At 73.9% G+C, this 14,300-nt stretch carries 10 protein-coding genes; 1 reads left to right on the top strand and 9 read right to left on the bottom strand.

Annotation, left to right across the window (positions count from 1 at the left end; genetic code table 11):
• Positions 1-124: 124 nt before the first annotated feature.
• Positions 125-2,890 carry a pyruvate, phosphate dikinase gene (ppdK, locus tag ACFYYN_RS10670; protein ID WP_499511786.1) on the top strand — a complete coding sequence of 922 codons (2,766 nt, stop codon included), beginning with the start codon at positions 125-127 and terminating at the stop codon, positions 2,888-2,890.
• An 82-nt stretch (positions 2,891-2,972) separates the two neighbouring features.
• On the opposite strand, the gene ACFYYN_RS10665 is transcribed toward ppdK, so the two are convergent.
• The 9 genes from ACFYYN_RS10665 to ACFYYN_RS10625 form a co-directional block, all read right to left on the bottom strand.
• Positions 2,973-4,130 (bottom strand): alkaline phosphatase PhoX, encoded by a 1,158-nt coding sequence (locus ACFYYN_RS10665; protein ID WP_500545459.1) that lies wholly within the window; start codon positions 4,128-4,130, stop codon positions 2,973-2,975.
• 167 nt (positions 4,131-4,297) lie between these two features.
• Positions 4,298-5,224 (bottom strand): oxidoreductase, encoded by a 927-nt coding sequence (locus ACFYYN_RS10660; RefSeq protein ID WP_499511784.1) that lies wholly within the window; start codon positions 5,222-5,224, stop codon positions 4,298-4,300.
• Between the two features lie 60 nt (positions 5,225-5,284).
• Positions 5,285-5,482: an antitoxin gene (locus ACFYYN_RS10655; protein WP_500323035.1), complete on the bottom strand. Its 198-nt coding sequence runs from the start codon at positions 5,480-5,482 to the stop codon at positions 5,285-5,287.
• Positions 5,483-6,340: 858 nt separating this feature from the next.
• Complete coding sequence (locus tag ACFYYN_RS10650; protein WP_500545458.1) at positions 6,341-6,988, bottom strand: PhzF family phenazine biosynthesis protein; 648 nt, start codon at positions 6,986-6,988, stop codon at positions 6,341-6,343.
• A gap of 28 nt (positions 6,989-7,016) precedes the next feature.
• Entirely contained in the window at positions 7,017-7,349 is a 333-nt protein-coding gene (gene nirD, locus ACFYYN_RS10645; protein WP_500323037.1) for a nitrite reductase small subunit NirD, read from the bottom strand.
• The gene (gene nirB / locus ACFYYN_RS10640; RefSeq protein WP_500545457.1) at positions 7,346-9,931 is read right to left on the bottom strand and encodes a nitrite reductase large subunit NirB; all 2,586 of its coding nucleotides are present in this window, start codon (positions 9,929-9,931) and stop codon (positions 7,346-7,348) included. The genes nirD and nirB overlap by 4 nt, the downstream gene beginning before the upstream one ends.
• A gap of 1 nt (position 9,932) precedes the next feature.
• Positions 9,933-11,273, bottom strand: coding sequence for an NAD(P)/FAD-dependent oxidoreductase (locus tag ACFYYN_RS10635; protein ID WP_500545456.1), 1,341 nt, complete (start codon positions 11,271-11,273; stop codon positions 9,933-9,935).
• Positions 11,274-11,340: 67 nt separating this feature from the next.
• A complete protein-coding gene (locus ACFYYN_RS10630) occupies positions 11,341-11,499 on the bottom strand; it encodes a hypothetical protein (protein ID WP_500545455.1) in 159 nt (52 codons plus the stop codon).
• A gap of 242 nt (positions 11,500-11,741) precedes the next feature.
• Positions 11,742-13,859 (bottom strand): molybdopterin oxidoreductase family protein, encoded by a 2,118-nt coding sequence (locus tag ACFYYN_RS10625; protein ID WP_500545454.1) that lies wholly within the window; start codon positions 13,857-13,859, stop codon positions 11,742-11,744.
• Positions 13,860-14,300 lie beyond the last annotated feature (441 nt).

Raw genomic sequence — 14,300 nt, 5'->3', positions numbered from 1 at the left:
CATGTGTTCGACGGTTGAACGCATCCCCCGTTCACCCGGAGGGACGCCATGACTTTCGATCTCTCGGCGGATGGGTGGTTACGACCGTGTGACCTGGTGATTGACGTACTGCAGCGCCTTCGAGATGGGTACGCTCCCCGCCGTCAGGGCATCCCGGCCGCGAGGAGCGAGTCCCGTGTCGGAAGAACAAGTAATCCAGAAGTTCGTCTACGACTTCACTGAGGGCAACAAGGACCTCAAGGACCTGCTCGGCGGCAAGGGCGCGAACCTCGCCGAGATGACCAACCTCGGCCTGCCCGTCCCTCCGGGCTTCACGATCACCACCGAGGCGTGCAAGGTCTACCTGGAGTCGGGCGCCGCACCCGCGGCGCTGCGCGACGAGGTGAGTGCGCACCTCGAGGCGCTCGAGCAGAAGATGGGCAAGAAGCTCGGTCAGGCGGACGACCCGTTGCTCGTCTCCGTCCGCTCGGGGGCGAAGTTCAGCATGCCGGGCATGATGGACACCGTCCTCAACATCGGCCTGTCCGACGCCTCGGTAGCGGGCCTGGCCGCGCAGGCCGGCAACGAGCGCTTCGCGTGGGACTCCTACCGGCGCCTCATCCAGATGTTCGGCAAGACCGTGCTGGGTGTCGACGGCGAACTCTTCGAGGACGCGCTGGAGGACGCCAAACGGGCCAAGGGCACGCACGACGACCTCGACCTGGACGCGGCCGACCTTCAGGGCCTGGTCGAGCAGTTCAAGGCCGTCGTGGCCAAGGAGACTGGGCGGGACTTCCCCCAGGAGCCGCGCGAGCAGATGGACCTGGCCGTCCGCGCCGTCTTCGATTCGTGGAACGGCGAGCGCGCCAAGCTCTACCGCCGCCAGGAGCGCATCCCCGGCGACCTCGGCACGGCCGTCAACGTCTGCTCCATGGTCTTCGGCAACCTCGGCTCCGACTCCGGCACCGGTGTCGCCTTCACCCGCGACCCGGCCACCGGCCACCAGGGCGTGTACGGCGACTACCTGAGCAACGCGCAGGGCGAGGACGTCGTGGCGGGCATCCGCAACACCGTGCCGCTCGCCGAGCTGGAGCAGCTGGACAAGACCTCCTACGACCAGCTGATGCAGATCATGGAGACCCTCGAGACGCACTACAAGGACCTGTGCGACATCGAGTTCACCATCGAGCGCGGCAAGCTGTGGATGCTGCAGACCCGCGTCGGCAAGCGCACCGCCGCCGCCGCCTTCCGCATCGCCACCCAGCTGGTCGACCAGGGCCTGATCGACGAGGCCGAGGCGCTGCAGCGGGTCAACGGCGCGCAACTGGCGCAGCTGATGTTCCCCCGCTTCGACGAGAAGGCGAAGGCCGAGCGGATCGGCTGGGGCATCGCCGCCTCCCCGGGCGCGGCCGTCGGCAAGGCCGTCTTCGACTCGTACACCGCCGTGAAGTGGTCGCGCTCCGGCGAGAAGGTCATCCTCATCCGCCGCGAGACCAACCCCGACGACCTCAACGGCATGATCGCGGCCGAGGGCATCCTCACCTCGCGCGGCGGCAAGACCTCGCACGCGGCCGTCGTCGCCCGCGGCATGGGCAAGACCTGCGTCTGCGGCGCCGAGGAGCTGGAGGTCGACACCAAACGGCGCCGGATGACCGCGCCCGGCGGGATCGTCGTCGAGGAGGGCGACGTCCTGTCCATCGACGGCTCCTCCGGCAAGGTCTACCTCGGCAAGGTGCCGGTCGTGCCGTCCCCGGTCGTGGAGTACTTCGAGGGCCGCATGCACGCCGGCGCCGACGACGCCGACGAGCTGGTGCGGGCCGTGCACCGGATCATGGCGTACGCGGACCGGGTCCGCCGGCTGCGGGTGCGCGCCAACGCCGACAACGCCGAGGACGCCTCCCGCGCCCGCCGCTTCGGTGCCCAGGGCATCGGCCTGTGCCGTACCGAGCACATGTTCCTCGGCGAACGCCGCGAGATGGTGGAGCGGCTGATCCTCGCCGACACCGACTCCGAACGCGACAAGGCGCTCTCCGCGTTGCTGCCGCTGCAGCGGTCCGACTTCATCGAGCTCTTCGAGGCGATGGACGGGCTGCCGGTGACCGTGCGCCTGCTGGACCCGCCGCTGCACGAGTTCCTGCCCGACATCACCGAACTGTCGGTGCGGGTCGCGCTCGCCGAGTCCCGCAAGGACGCCAACGAGAACGACCTGCGCCTGCTGCAGGCCGTCCACAAGCTCCACGAGCAGAACCCGATGCTCGGCCTGCGCGGTGTCCGCCTCGGCCTGGTCATCCCCGGTCTGTTCGCCATGCAGGTACGGGCGATCGCGGAGGCCGCCGCGGAGCGCAGGAACGCCAAGGGCGACCCGCGGGCCGAGATCATGATCCCGCTGGTGGGCACCGTCCAGGAGCTGGAGATCGTCCGCGAGGAGGCCGAGGGCGTCATCGCCGAGGTCGAGGCCGCCACGGGCACCGAGCTCAGCCTCACCCTCGGCACGATGATCGAGCTGCCCCGCGCCGCCCTGACCGCCGGTCAGATCGCCGAGGCCGCCGAGTTCTTCTCCTTCGGCACCAACGACCTGACCCAGACGGTCTGGGGCTTCAGCCGCGACGACGTCGAGGCGAGCTTCTTCACCGCCTACCTGGAGAAGGGCATCTTCGGCGTCTCCCCGTTCGAGACCATCGACAAGGAGGGCGTCGGCGCCCTCGTCCGCTCCGCCGCCGAGGCCGGCCGCGCCACCCGGCCCGACCTCAAGCTCGGCGTGTGCGGCGAGCACGGCGGCGACCCCGAGTCCGTCCACTTCTTCCACGAGGTGGGCCTGGACTACGTCTCCTGCTCCCCGTTCCGCATCCCCGTCGCCCGCCTGGAGGCGGGCCGCGCGGCGGCGCAGAGCAAGGGCAGCGACTGCCGGTAACCCGGCCCGGAAGACCATCTCCCACCCTCACCGGGGGCGGCACCTTTGTGCGAAGGTGCCGCCCCCGCTTCCGTTCCGCCGGCTACGAACGGAACGGGCCGCGCACCTCGTAGGTGATGCCGCCCGACGAACTGCCGCTCGTGCCGCGCTGCGAGGAGAAGTACAGCCGGGTGCCGTCGGGGGAGAAGGCGGGACCGGTGATCTCGGAGGCGGACTGGCCGCTGACCCGCAGGAACGGCGAGACGACGTCGTCCGGGGTGATCAGGCAGATCTCCATGGTGCCGCCGTCCTCGGCGACGTAGAGGTCACCCGAGGAGCTGCCGGTGATGTTGTCCACGCCCGTCAGCGGGGCACTGCCGGGGACCAGGGAGTCGTCGTACGCCAGCGCGTAGGTGCCGGCGGCCAGGTCGAGCCGCCAGACGCGGTTGTCGCCCTTGGTGGTGAACCAGACGGAGCCGTCGGCGTAGTGACAGCCCTCGCCGCCGTTGAACCTCTTCGCGCCGGACACCTGGCTGCGGGTGGCGGTCGGGGAGCCGTCGGGGTCGGGCACGTTCGCCCAGGTGAAGGAGCCCGCGGCGGCGGTGCCGGCGACCAGCACCTGCAGGGCCCCGGCCGACAGGTCGCCCCAAGTGGCCGGGACGAACCGGTAGAAGCAGCCGTTGGTCTCGTCCTCGGTCAGGTAGACCACCTTGCGCACGGGGTCGGCGGCGGCCGCCTCGTGCTTGAACCTGCCCATGGCGGCGCGGCGGACGGCCGCCTCCACGCCCCGGGGGTCGGTCTCGTACACGTGGCCGAGGCTGACCTCCTCGCAGGACAGCCAGCTGTTCCAGGGCGTCCTGCCGCCCGCGCAGTTCTGCCGGGTGCCGGAGAGGATGCGGTAGGCGCCCGTGACGCCGCCCGAGGCGTCGAACCGCACCGCGCTCGCGCCACCGTTCGGGTCGGTCTCCGAGTTCGAGACGTAGATCCAGCCGGTGCCGTCGGCGAAGCACGCGCCGCCGTCGGGCGCGCTGTGCCAGGTGTACGACGTGCCCGCGACCTTCTGGCCGGAGCGGGCGACGACACGGCTGGTGAAACCGCCGGGCAGGGCGATCCCGTTGGCGTCGGGCGCCTGCAGCGCGCCGTAGGGGCCGGCACCGGGCTGGGCGGGTGCGGCGTGGACCGCCCCGCGCATGAGGGTGCCGCCGAAGGCGGCCGCCGAGCTGCCGACCACCGCTCCGCGCAGGAAGGTTCGACGTTCCACGATCACTCCAGGGACGACGGGGTGGCCCGCCCGGACCCATCGCCGCGGGCGGGTCGCGCACCGGAAGGCTAGGGTGCGCTCCCCGACGTCTTCGCCAACACAGCGTGAACCCCCCGCCACGGTCCGTCGGATTCACCGTCATGGCAGAGGGCGCGGGACGCGGCGGCTCACCCCGCCGCGGGCAGCTCGTAGCGGACGCCCGTCAGTTGTTCGGAGGCCGCCCACAACAGCTCGCCCGCCCGGTCGTCGCGGGTCCACGGGGCGCGCCAGGAGGGGGCCGGGGAGCCGCGCCAGCCCTGGAAGCGGGGACCGGTGAAGGAGTCGGGGAGCACGCCGGGGGCCGTGGCGGCGTACAGCAGCGGGAGCGCGCCGGCGTCCGCGGACTGGGCGATCACCCGGTTGCCGAGGTTCACCACGCGTTCGACGGTCCGGCGGTTCTCCATGCGCGCGGCACGGGTCTGCAACCCGGTGCTCGCGTAGCCGGGGTGCGCCGCCGCGACGACGGTGCCGGCGCCCGCGGCCGCCAGCCGCCGGGACAGCTCGTGGACGAAGAGCAGGTTGGCGCTCTTGGAACGGGCGTAGGCGACCCAACGGCGGTAGCGGCGCTCGCTGTTGAGGTCACCGGGATCGATGGTGGCGACCGCGTGCATGCTGCTGGAGACGGAGACGACCCGCGCTCCCGGGGTGGCCAGCAGGCGTGGCAGCAGCAGCCCGGTGAGGGCGAAGTGGCCGAGGTGGTTCACGCCCATCTGGGTCTCGAAGCCGTCGGCGGTGGTGCCGTGCGGCAGGGCCATCACACCGGCGTTGTTGACCAGCAGGTCCAGCCCGGTGCCGTCGTACCCGGCGGCGAAGGCGCGCACCGAGGACAGGTCGCCCAGGTCGAGGTGGCGGTATCCGGCGCGGGCGTCGGGCACCTCGGCCTTCAGGCGGTCGACGGCCTCCTTGCCGCGCGTCTCGCTGCGGCAGGCGAGCAGCACCCTGGCGCCCCTGCGGGCGAGTTCGCGGGCGGTGCAGTAACCGATGCCGCTGTTCGCACCGGTGACGACGGCCGTGCGGCCGCTCTGGTCGGGGATGTCGTGCGCGCTCCAAGCCATGCGGGCCAGCGTAGGGCCGCCGCGCCGCCCTCCACACGGGTGCGCGACGGCCCGTCGGCGTCAGGAGTGCGGGGGACGGTCCTCGCCGGTGCCGCCGGTGCCGAACTCGTCGCCCAGCTTGTCCTGGGTGGTGTCGACCTGGCGCTGGTACTTCCCGCCGGTCTTCTCGTCCAGCATGTCGCCGCCCTTGTCGATGCCCTTCTGGGACTGGCTCTCGTGGCCCTTCAGCTTGGCCTTGATCTTGTCGAACATGGACATCGCTGTCCTCCTCGCCGTGAGTGGCACTTCTCTCAGCATCACCGCCCCGCCGAAGATCCGCATCCGGAACCCGTGAGCGGTCGAAGCCGCAGGTCAGAGCGGTGCGGCGAGGCGTGACGCGCGGCGTGACCGGGGCCTGGCGCCGTGCCCGGACCCCGTGCCCCGGCCACGGGGACCACTGACGGCGGGCATCCCGTGGCGGCGGCGCACCGGCGGCCCAGGCGCCGTCCTGCGTACGGTCGTTGCCGCCGGGCACCGCGGTCGCAGGGGGACGGCGTCCGGCCGGAGCCACGGGGCGGCGGCCCCCGGGCGGCCGACGCGAGGTGCGGCAGTGCACCAGCGGCGAGGCCCGCTGTCCGAAGCCCCGGCCGGGGGTCGCGGGGCGGTGGCACACGCGCCGTCCGGCGCACGGCGGTTGCCGCCGGGGCCACGAGCCCCGGCCGGGGGTCGCGGGGCGGTGGCACACGCGCCGTCCGGCGCACGGCGGTTGCCGCCGGGGCCACGGGCCGCGGGCGGCTGATGCGAGGTGCGGCCGCGGTGGGCGCTCGTGCGGCGGTTGCGCACGCCTGTCGGCCGGGCCGTGGTGCGAGAGGCGGATTGCGGGCGCTCGCGTGGTGGTCCCTGCCGGGGTGCCTGTCGGCAGCGCTCCGGGGTGACCCGCGTGCCGGTGCGGCCGCCTGCCCCGACAGGGGAGCCCGGCGGTCCGTCGTTTCGCTCTGGGAGGGGGGGACGCGGCAGTGGCGTCGGAAGAGCGACCGGAATCCGAGTCCGGGTGCGAGGCGCCGTGCCAGGCGGGGGCGACCGGCGGGTTCGCCGTCGCGCCGGGCCCATCGGGACGCGGGCCGGATGGGCGACCGGTCAGGGGGCGAGGGACACCCGGCCGCCGATGTCCACGGCGCCGTCGGGGTGGACCCGGGTCAGGATCTGTGAGCCCACGCCCTGGCGGACGTCCAGCGGGCGTCCCAGCTCCCCGGTGAGCACGAGCGCCGCGGCGCCCGTCGCCTCGTCCTCCACGATCCCGTCGCCGCGTCGCGGGAAGGCCCGTGCGCGGACGCGTCCGGCCGCCTCGTCCGCCCAGGCCCAGGCGTAGAGCCAGCCCTCCCCGGGCGGTGGCGCGGGCAGCGCGTCCACCTCCTCGGGTGAGCCGAACCGCTGGGTGCGACGCCCCGACGCCCACTCCGCGCGCCCGCGCACCCAGGTGAAGGCGCCCTCCGTCCAGGCCTTCACCTCGCCGGCCGGCGGCCGCAGCACCTCGGCCCCGAGCAGCCACGCCGTCCCCACCGTCGGATGGCCCGCGAAGGGCAGCCGCACGCTCGGCGTCCAGATGTCGACGACGCCGCGTGCGGCGTCGTCGACGAACACGGTCTCGCTGTAGCCGAGCGCCGCGGCGAACCGCTGCCGCGCCTGCGGCCCGGGCACGGACGCGCCCTCCCGTACCACCCCGAGCAGGTTCCCGCCCCGCCCCTCGGGGCCGATGAACACGCGCAGCACCTCGACCTCGGTCATGGACCGATTCAAGCAGGCGTCCGGCCCGTCACCGCACCCGCACCGGGAAGGCCGGCACCGAGACCGCCTCGTCGTCGAGGCAGCGGCCGTTCTCCAGGTCGAAGCGCTGCTTGAGCAGTGGGGAGGCGACGAAGGCCCGGCCCTCGGCGGTGGAGCCGAGCAGGCCGCGGGACAGGACGTAGGCGCCGGTGAAGGGGTCGCGGTTGTCGATGGCGTACGGGCGCCCGTGCCGGTCGGTGAAGAGGGCCGCCTGCCGGCCGTCGGGGAGGAGGGCGGCGACGCCGCGGCCGGGGGTGAGGGTGCCGTGGTCGCAGACGGCGAACCAGCCCGCGGTACCGGGGAGGAGGACTTCGACGTTCATGCGGTGGTGGTCCCTTCGAGGGTGCGGACGGGGAGCACGGGGCCGGCGAGCAGGTCGAGGTCGGGCTTGACCTGGTCCCGCTCGGGGACGAAGCGGACCGAGGGGTCGGGCACGCCGGGCGCGTTGACGAAGGAGACGAAGCGCCGCAGCCGCTCCGGGTCCCCCAGCGTCTCGGCCCACTCGTCGCGGTAGTGGGCGACGTGGTCGGCCATCAGCCGCTCCAGCTCCCCGCAGATGCCAAGCGAGTCGTGGACGACGACGTCCCGTACGTGGCCGAGCCCGCCCTCGATCCGCTCCAGCCAGGCGGAGGTGCGCTCCAGGCGGTCGGCGGTGCGGATGTAGAACATCAGGAAGCGGTCGACCAGCCGGACCAGTTCGGCGTCGCTCAGGTCCTGGGCGAGCAGGTCCGCGTGACGCGGGGTGGCACCGCCGTTGCCGCCGACGTACAGGTTCCAGCCGCTCGCGGTGGCGATGACGCCGAAGTCCTTGCTGCGCGCCTCCGCGCACTCGCGCTGGCAGCCGGAGACGGCGGACTTGAGCTTGTGCGGGGACCGTAGGCCCCGGTAGCGCAGTTCCAGGTCGATGGCCATGCGGACGCTGTCCTGCACGCCGTAGCGGCACCAGGTCTGCCCGACGCAGGACTTCACGGTGCGCAGCGCCTTGCCGTACGCGTGCCCGGACTCGAAGCCGGCGTCCACCAGCCGGGTCCAGATCATCGGGAGCTGGTCGACCCGGGCGCCGAACAGGTCGATCCGCTGACCCCCGGTGATCTTGGTGTAGAGGCCGAAGTCGCGGGCCACCTCGCCGATGACGATCAGCTTCTCCGGGGTGATCTCCCCGCCCGGGATGCGGGGCACGATCGAGTACGAGCCGTTCCTCTGCAGGTTGGCCAGGAAGTGGTCGTTGGTGTCCTGCAGCGCGGCCTGCTCGCCGTCCAGGACGTAGCCGGAGGCGCCGATCGCCGGGGCGAGCGAGGCGATGATCGACCCGACGGCCGGCTTGCAGACCTCGCAGCCGTCGCCGCCGCGGGCGCCCTCACGGCCGTGCCGGTCGAGCAGTTCGCGGAAGCCGGTGATCCGCAGCGCCCGCACGATCTCGTAGAGCTCCTGGCGGGTCTGGGCGAAGCAGCCGCACAGCCCCTTGTCGACCTCGACGCCCGAGGCCTCCAGCTCCGCGGTGACCAACTGGCCCAGCACCTTCACGCAACTGCCGCAGCCGGTCCCGGCCTTGGTGCACTTCTTCACCTCGGGGACCGTCGTGCAGCCGTGCTCCGCGACCGCGCCGCGGATCGTGCCCTTGGTGACGTTGTGGCAGGAGCAGATCACCGCCTCGTCCGGCAGCGCCGACGGGCCCAGTGCCACGGGGGCGCCCGCGCCCGCCGGGAGCACCAGCTGCTCCGCGGGGACCGGGGGCACCGAGCCGGTGAGCGGGCGCAGCATGCCGTACTGCTCGGCGTCGCCGACGAGGATGCCGCCCAGCAGCACGCCGTCCGGCGAGACGACCAGCTTCTTGTAGACCCCGGAGCGGGAGTCGGAGTAGACCACGTCGAGGCAGCCGGCGGTCGCGCCGTGGGCGTCGCCGAAGGAGGCCACGTCCACGCCGAGCAGCTTCAGCTTGGTGGAGGTGTCGGCGCCGGTGAAGGAGCCCTCCTGGCCTGCGATGGCCTTCGCCGCGGTCTCCGCCATGTCGTAGCCCGGCGCCACCAGGCCGTACACCCGGCCGTCCGAGGCCAGGGCGCACTCGCCGATGGCGTAGACCCGCGGGTCCTCGGTGCGGCAGGTCGCGTCGACGACGATCCCGCCGCGCTCGCCGACCGGCAGCCCGCACTCACGGGCGAGCTGGTCGCGCGGCCGTACGCCCGCGGAGAAGACCACCAGGTCGACGTCGAGCGACGAGCCGTCCGACAGCGCCATGGCCCGGACCGAGCCGTCGGCGGTCGTGACGATCTCCTGCGTGCCCACCCCCGTGTGGACGGTCACGCCCATGCCCTCGACCGTGCGCCGCAGCGCCTCGCCGCCGCCCTCGTCGACCTGCACCGGCATCAGCCGGGGCGCGAACTCCACGACGTGCGTGTCCAGTCCGAGCCCCTTGAGCGCGCCGGCCGCCTCCAGCCCGAGCAGCCCCCCGCCGACGACCGCGCCGGTGCGCGAGGTCATCGCGTACTCCTCGATCGCCAGCAGGTCCTCGATGGTGCGGTAGACGAAGCACCCCGTCGCGTCCTTGCCGGGGACCGGCGGCACGAAGGGGTACGAGCCGGTGGCGAGCACCAGGGTGTCGTAGCCGACCGTGAGCCCGGAGCGGGCGGTGACGGTCCGGGCCGGGCGGTCCACGGCGACCGCCGGGTCGCCCAGGTGGAGTTCGATGCCGTGCTCCGCCATGAAGCCGGCCTCCACCAGGGACAGCCCCTCCGGGCCGGTGCCGGCGAAGTACGAGCTGAGGTGGACGCGGTCGTACGCCGGGCGGGGCTCCTCGCAGAGCACCACCACCCGGGCACGGGAGGTCAGGCCGCGGTCGGCCAGGGCCTCCAGGAACCGCTGTCCGACCATCCCGTGGCCGACGAGCACGATGGTGGGCGTGGTCATGTCAGGACCCTCCGTTGTCGGTGAGCAGGTGGAGCGGGGCGACGGGCAGCGCCTCGTCGCCCTCCCAGGTGCGGGCGAGCGCGCCCACGGTGCCGAGGTCGCCGAGGAGGATGCCGCCGACGAGGCGGTCACCGCGCAGGACGACCTTCCGGTACGCGCCGCGCGTGGCGTCGGCGAGGCGGAGCACGTCGTCGCCCGGGGAGGGCGTCGTCTCGCCGAAGGAGGCGATGTCCAGGGCTGCCGGGCCGTTGAGGGTGAGCCGGGTCAGCGAACGGGTACCGCCGTACCGGGGCGCGGGGTCGGCCGTCAGGACGTCCGCCAGCGCGTCCGCCTGCTCGGTGGCCGGGCCCGCGAGGCCGTAGACGACGCCGCCGTGCTGGGCGCAGTCGCCGATCGCGTGGACCGACGGGTCCGAGGTGCGCAGCGCGTCGTCCACGACCACGCCCTTGGCTACCGCCAGCCCCGCCGCCTGGGCGAGCCCGACGCGCGGCCGTACGCCGCAGGCCAGCACGACCAGGTCGGTGCCGAGGCAGTAGCCGTCGGCGAGTTCGACCGCGGTGACCGTGGACCGCGCCGACCGGCCGTCGCCGGCGGCACCACGGGGCAGGGTCGACGGGCGCGCCCCCGCGGACCCGCCTCCCGTACGCACCGTCCCGGCCGGCCGCAGCCGCCGGGAGGGCCGCGCGACCCCGGCCCCGTCTTCGTCCCGGGTCAGCAGACCACGCACCCGGCACTGGGTGTGCACCTCGACGCCCAGTCCCTCCAGGTGCGCGCGCAGCAACTCCGAGGCGGGCTCGTCAAGATGACGCTCCATCAGGTGCTCGCCCTGGGTGGCGACCACCACCTGCGCCCCGCGCGCCGCCAGCGCCCGCGCCGCCGACACCCCGAGCAGCCCGCCGCCGACGACCACCGCGCGCGCCCCGGGACGCACCGCCGCCGAGAGCGCCAGGCAGTCGTCCATCGTGCGGAAGGCGTGCACCCCCTCCGGGAACGTGCCGCCGTCCCGCGCGAACAGCCCGCGCAGCGGCGGCAGTACCGGATTGGAGCCGGTCGCCAGCACCAGCCGGTCGTACCGGACCACGCCACCGTCGTCGCAGACCACGGCCCGCTCGTCGCGGTCGATCCGCACCGCCCGGACACCCCGGCGCACCACCGCGCCGGGCACCCCCGGCAGCGCGACCACCTCCGGCGCGTACCGGCCCGCCAGCACCTCCGCGAGCAGCACCCGGTTGTACGGGGCGTGCCGCTCCTCGCCGATCACCGTGACGTCCGCGCCGGAGGGCGCCAGACGCTGCGCGAGGCGCGCCCCCGCCATTCCGCCGCCGACCACCACCATCCTCATGGCACGAGCCTGCGGCGCCGCTGTTACCCGGCCGCATCCCCGTCGTTTCCCCCGGGGAACAGTGCCCTCAGCGCCCGCCCGGCCCCGCTGTGAGCTTCCGGTTACGGTCGACTCCGACCATGGCGATCCCGGGCCGGACCTCGGCCACCGACGCGAAGTCCTGATCGGCGTGGACCCGGCACCAGGGATCGTCGAGCGTTGGGCAGCGGCCGCCGAGGTGGCTCATCTGCCACCGCGCTCCTGCTCCGCCAGGTAGTCGAAGTCCAGGAAGTCCCCGGCGTGCTCCTGGAGCCATGCGAGCCCGCGGGGGACGGTCGTCGGCGCTCGGCCCGGCCGCTATCACAGGGCCAGGTTGATCGTCTCGCGCTTCCTCCTGGTGCCGCGCTGCGCCGGGCGAGGGCGAGCATCGCGTCGTCCAGATCGATGACTATGCGTTTCCAGCAGGATGCCCGTACATCAACAGCGATATCAGACGTCGATGGACCGCGGCTGCGCCCGCTCGACGCGGACCGCGCACACCTTGAACTCCGGCATGCGGGACGTCGGGTCGAGCGCCGGGTTGGTGAGGGTGTTCGCCCGGCCCTCGCCCGCCCAGTGGAAGGGCATGAAGACCGTGTCCGGACGGATGGCGCGGTCCACCTGGGCCGGCGCCACCGCGCGGCCCCGGCGGGACGTGACGGCGACCGGGTCGCCCTCGGCGACACCGATGCGCTCGGCGAGGCGCGGATGGAGCTGCACGAACGGACCGGGCGCCGCGGCGTTCAGCTCCGCCACCCGCCGGGTCTGGGCGCCCGACTGGTACTGCGCCAGCACCCGTCCGGTCGTCAGGTACAGCGGGAAGTCCCCGTCCGGCTCCTCGGCCGCCGGACGGTGCAGCACCGGCACGAACCTGGCCCGGCCGTCCGGCGTCGCGAACCGGTCGAGGAACAACCGGGGCGTGCCCGGGTGCGCCCCGGCGCCCCCGGCCGGGACGTCCGGGCACGGCCAGAACACCCCGTCCTCCGCCTCGATGCGGCGGTAGGTGATCCCGGAGTAGTCCGCGGGCCCGCCCGCCGACGCGCGGCGCAGTTCCTCGAAGACCTCCTCCGGGTCGGCAGGGAAGCCCTTCTCCCGGCCCAGGCGTGCGGCCAGCCCGTTCAGCACGTACAGGTCGCTGCGCACACCCTCCGGCGGGTCCAGGGCCTTGCGCCGCAGCAGCACCCTGCCCTCCAGGTTCGTCGTGGTCCCCGTCTCCTCGGCCCACTGCGTCACCGGCAGCACCACGTCGGCCATCGCCGCCGTCTCCGACAGCACCACGTCGCACACGGCGAGGAAGTCCAGCGCCGCGATGCGCTCGGTGACGTGCGCCGCCCGCGGCGCGGAGACCACCGGGTTGGAGCCCATGAGCAACAGGCCCTTCACGTCCCGGCCCAGCGCGTCCAGCAGCTCGTACGCGCTGCGCCCCGGCCCCGGCAGGTCGTCCGGGTCGACCCCCCACACCCGGGCCACGTGGGTGCGCGCCGCCGGGTCGTCGAGCTTGCGGTAGCCGGGCAGCTGGTCGGCCTTCTGGCCGTGCTCCCGGCCGCCCTGGCCGTTGCCCTGCCCCGTGAGACAGCCGTACCCCGACAGCGGGCGCCCCGCGCGACCCGTCGCCAGGCACAGGTTGATCCACGCGCTCACCGTGTCCGTGCCCTTCGACTGCTGCTCCGGGCCGCGCGCGGTCAGCACCATCGCCTCCGGCACGCCGCAGAACAGCTCCACCGCCTCCCGGAGCCTGGGCACCGGCACCCCGGTGATCCGCTCGACCAGCTCCGGCCAGAGCGCCATCGCCGAGGCCCGCGCCTCCGGCCAGCCGGTCGTCCGCTCCGCGACGAAGTCCTCGTCCACGCGGCCCTCCGCGACCACCAGGTGCAGCAGGCCGAGCGCGAGGGCGAGGTCGGTGCCGGGGCGCGGCTGCAGGTGCAGGTCGGCGTGCTCGGCGGTGCGCGTACGGCGCGGGTCCACGACGATCAGGCGGCCGCCGTTCTCCTTCAGCTCCGTGAAGTAGCGCAGCGCGGGCGGCATCGTCTCGGCGAGGTTCGAGCCGACCAGGATCACGCAGCCCGTCCGCGCGACGTCCGCCAGCGGGAACGGCAGGCCCCGGTCCAGGCCGAAGGCCCTGGTGTGGGCGGCCGCGGCGGAGGACATGCAGAAGCGGCCGTTGTAGTCGATCTGGGACGTCCGCAGCACGACCCGGGCGAACTTGCCGAGGGCGTACGCCTTCTCGTTGGTCAGGCCCCCGCCGCCGAACACACCGACCGCGTCGGGGCCGTGGGCGGCCCGCACCCGCAACAGGCCTTCCGCGACCCGGTCCAGGGCGTCCTCCCAGGGGGCCGGCTCCAGTCGCCCCGAGGCGCGGTCCCTGACCAGGGGGCCGGTCAGCCGTGCCTCCGGGGCCAGCACGGCGGGCGCGGTGCGGCCCTTGCCGCACAGGGCGCCCTTGTTCACGGGGAAGTCGCGCTCCACCACGTCCGGGATGCCGCTGCCTCCGGCGGTGCGGCGGAGGCCCATTCCGCACTGCAGGGCGCAGTAGGGGCAGTGGGTGTCGACGGTTCCGCTGGCGCTCATGCCGCCCACGATGCGGCGCCGGTGTTTCGCCCCCCGGGCGGGGGCGTTACGCCCGGCGTACGGTGCGCTCCCTGCGGGGCTGTGCGGGGTGTGAGGGTGCGGGTCGTTTGCCGTGTGCGGGTTGTTTGCGCCTGCGGCGGGCGTCCACCCGCCCTCCCGCCCGATTGCCCGGCGCGGTCAGTGCGGGCCTGCGCTCCGTTGGGGTGGGGTCGGTGGCGCGCCGGCGCACGTCCTCAGCGCTCGCGGTTTGGCCCTGCGTCGTTCGGCGCCGGGTCCGTCGCTCGTCGCTTCCGGGCGCACCCCGCCACACCCCCTCCGGTTGTCGGGGCGCATGACGGCCGGTGGGGGGGTAAGTAGGGCACCTGCGGCAACCCCGGACCGCTCTCCGACCCCGCCCATCGGCCGTTAGTCGCCTCGACCGGCAGGAGGGGGTGTGGCGGG

The sequence above is a fragment of the Streptomyces sp. NPDC001902 genome (assembly GCF_042891295.1).
Taxonomy (GTDB): Bacteria; Actinomycetota; Actinomycetes; order Streptomycetales; family Streptomycetaceae; genus Actinacidiphila.
The sequence above is the reverse complement of the archived record's forward strand: the minus strand, read 5'-3'. Positions and strand labels throughout refer to the sequence as shown.

What these genes read in the sequence shown, in the direction of transcription:
- ppdK (WP_499511786.1), top strand. Translation starts at nt 125, where the DNA reads ATGGGTACGCTCCCCGCCGTCAGGGCATCCCGGCCGCGAGGAGCGAGT.
- ACFYYN_RS10660 (WP_499511784.1), bottom strand. Translation starts at nt 5,224, where the DNA reads ATGGCTTGGAGCGCGCACGACATCCCCGACCAGAGCGGCCGCACGGCC.
- ACFYYN_RS10655 (WP_500323035.1), bottom strand. Translation starts at nt 5,482, where the DNA reads ATGTCCATGTTCGACAAGATCAAGGCCAAGCTGAAGGGCCACGAGAGC.
- ACFYYN_RS10650 (WP_500545458.1), bottom strand. Translation starts at nt 6,988, where the DNA reads ATGACCGAGGTCGAGGTGCTGCGCGTGTTCATCGGCCCCGAGGGGCGG.
- nirD (WP_500323037.1), bottom strand. Translation starts at nt 7,349, where the DNA reads ATGAACGTCGAAGTCCTCCTCCCCGGTACCGCGGGCTGGTTCGCCGTC.
- nirB (WP_500545457.1), bottom strand. Translation starts at nt 9,931, where the DNA reads ATGACCACGCCCACCATCGTGCTCGTCGGCCACGGGATGGTCGGACAG.
- ACFYYN_RS10635 (WP_500545456.1), bottom strand. Translation starts at nt 11,273, where the DNA reads ATGAGGATGGTGGTGGTCGGCGGCGGAATGGCGGGGGCGCGCCTCGCG.
- ACFYYN_RS10630 (WP_500545455.1), bottom strand. Translation starts at nt 11,499, where the DNA reads ATGAGCCACCTCGGCGGCCGCTGCCCAACGCTCGACGATCCCTGGTGC.
- ACFYYN_RS10625 (WP_500545454.1), bottom strand. Translation starts at nt 13,859, where the DNA reads ATGAGCGCCAGCGGAACCGTCGACACCCACTGCCCCTACTGCGCCCTG.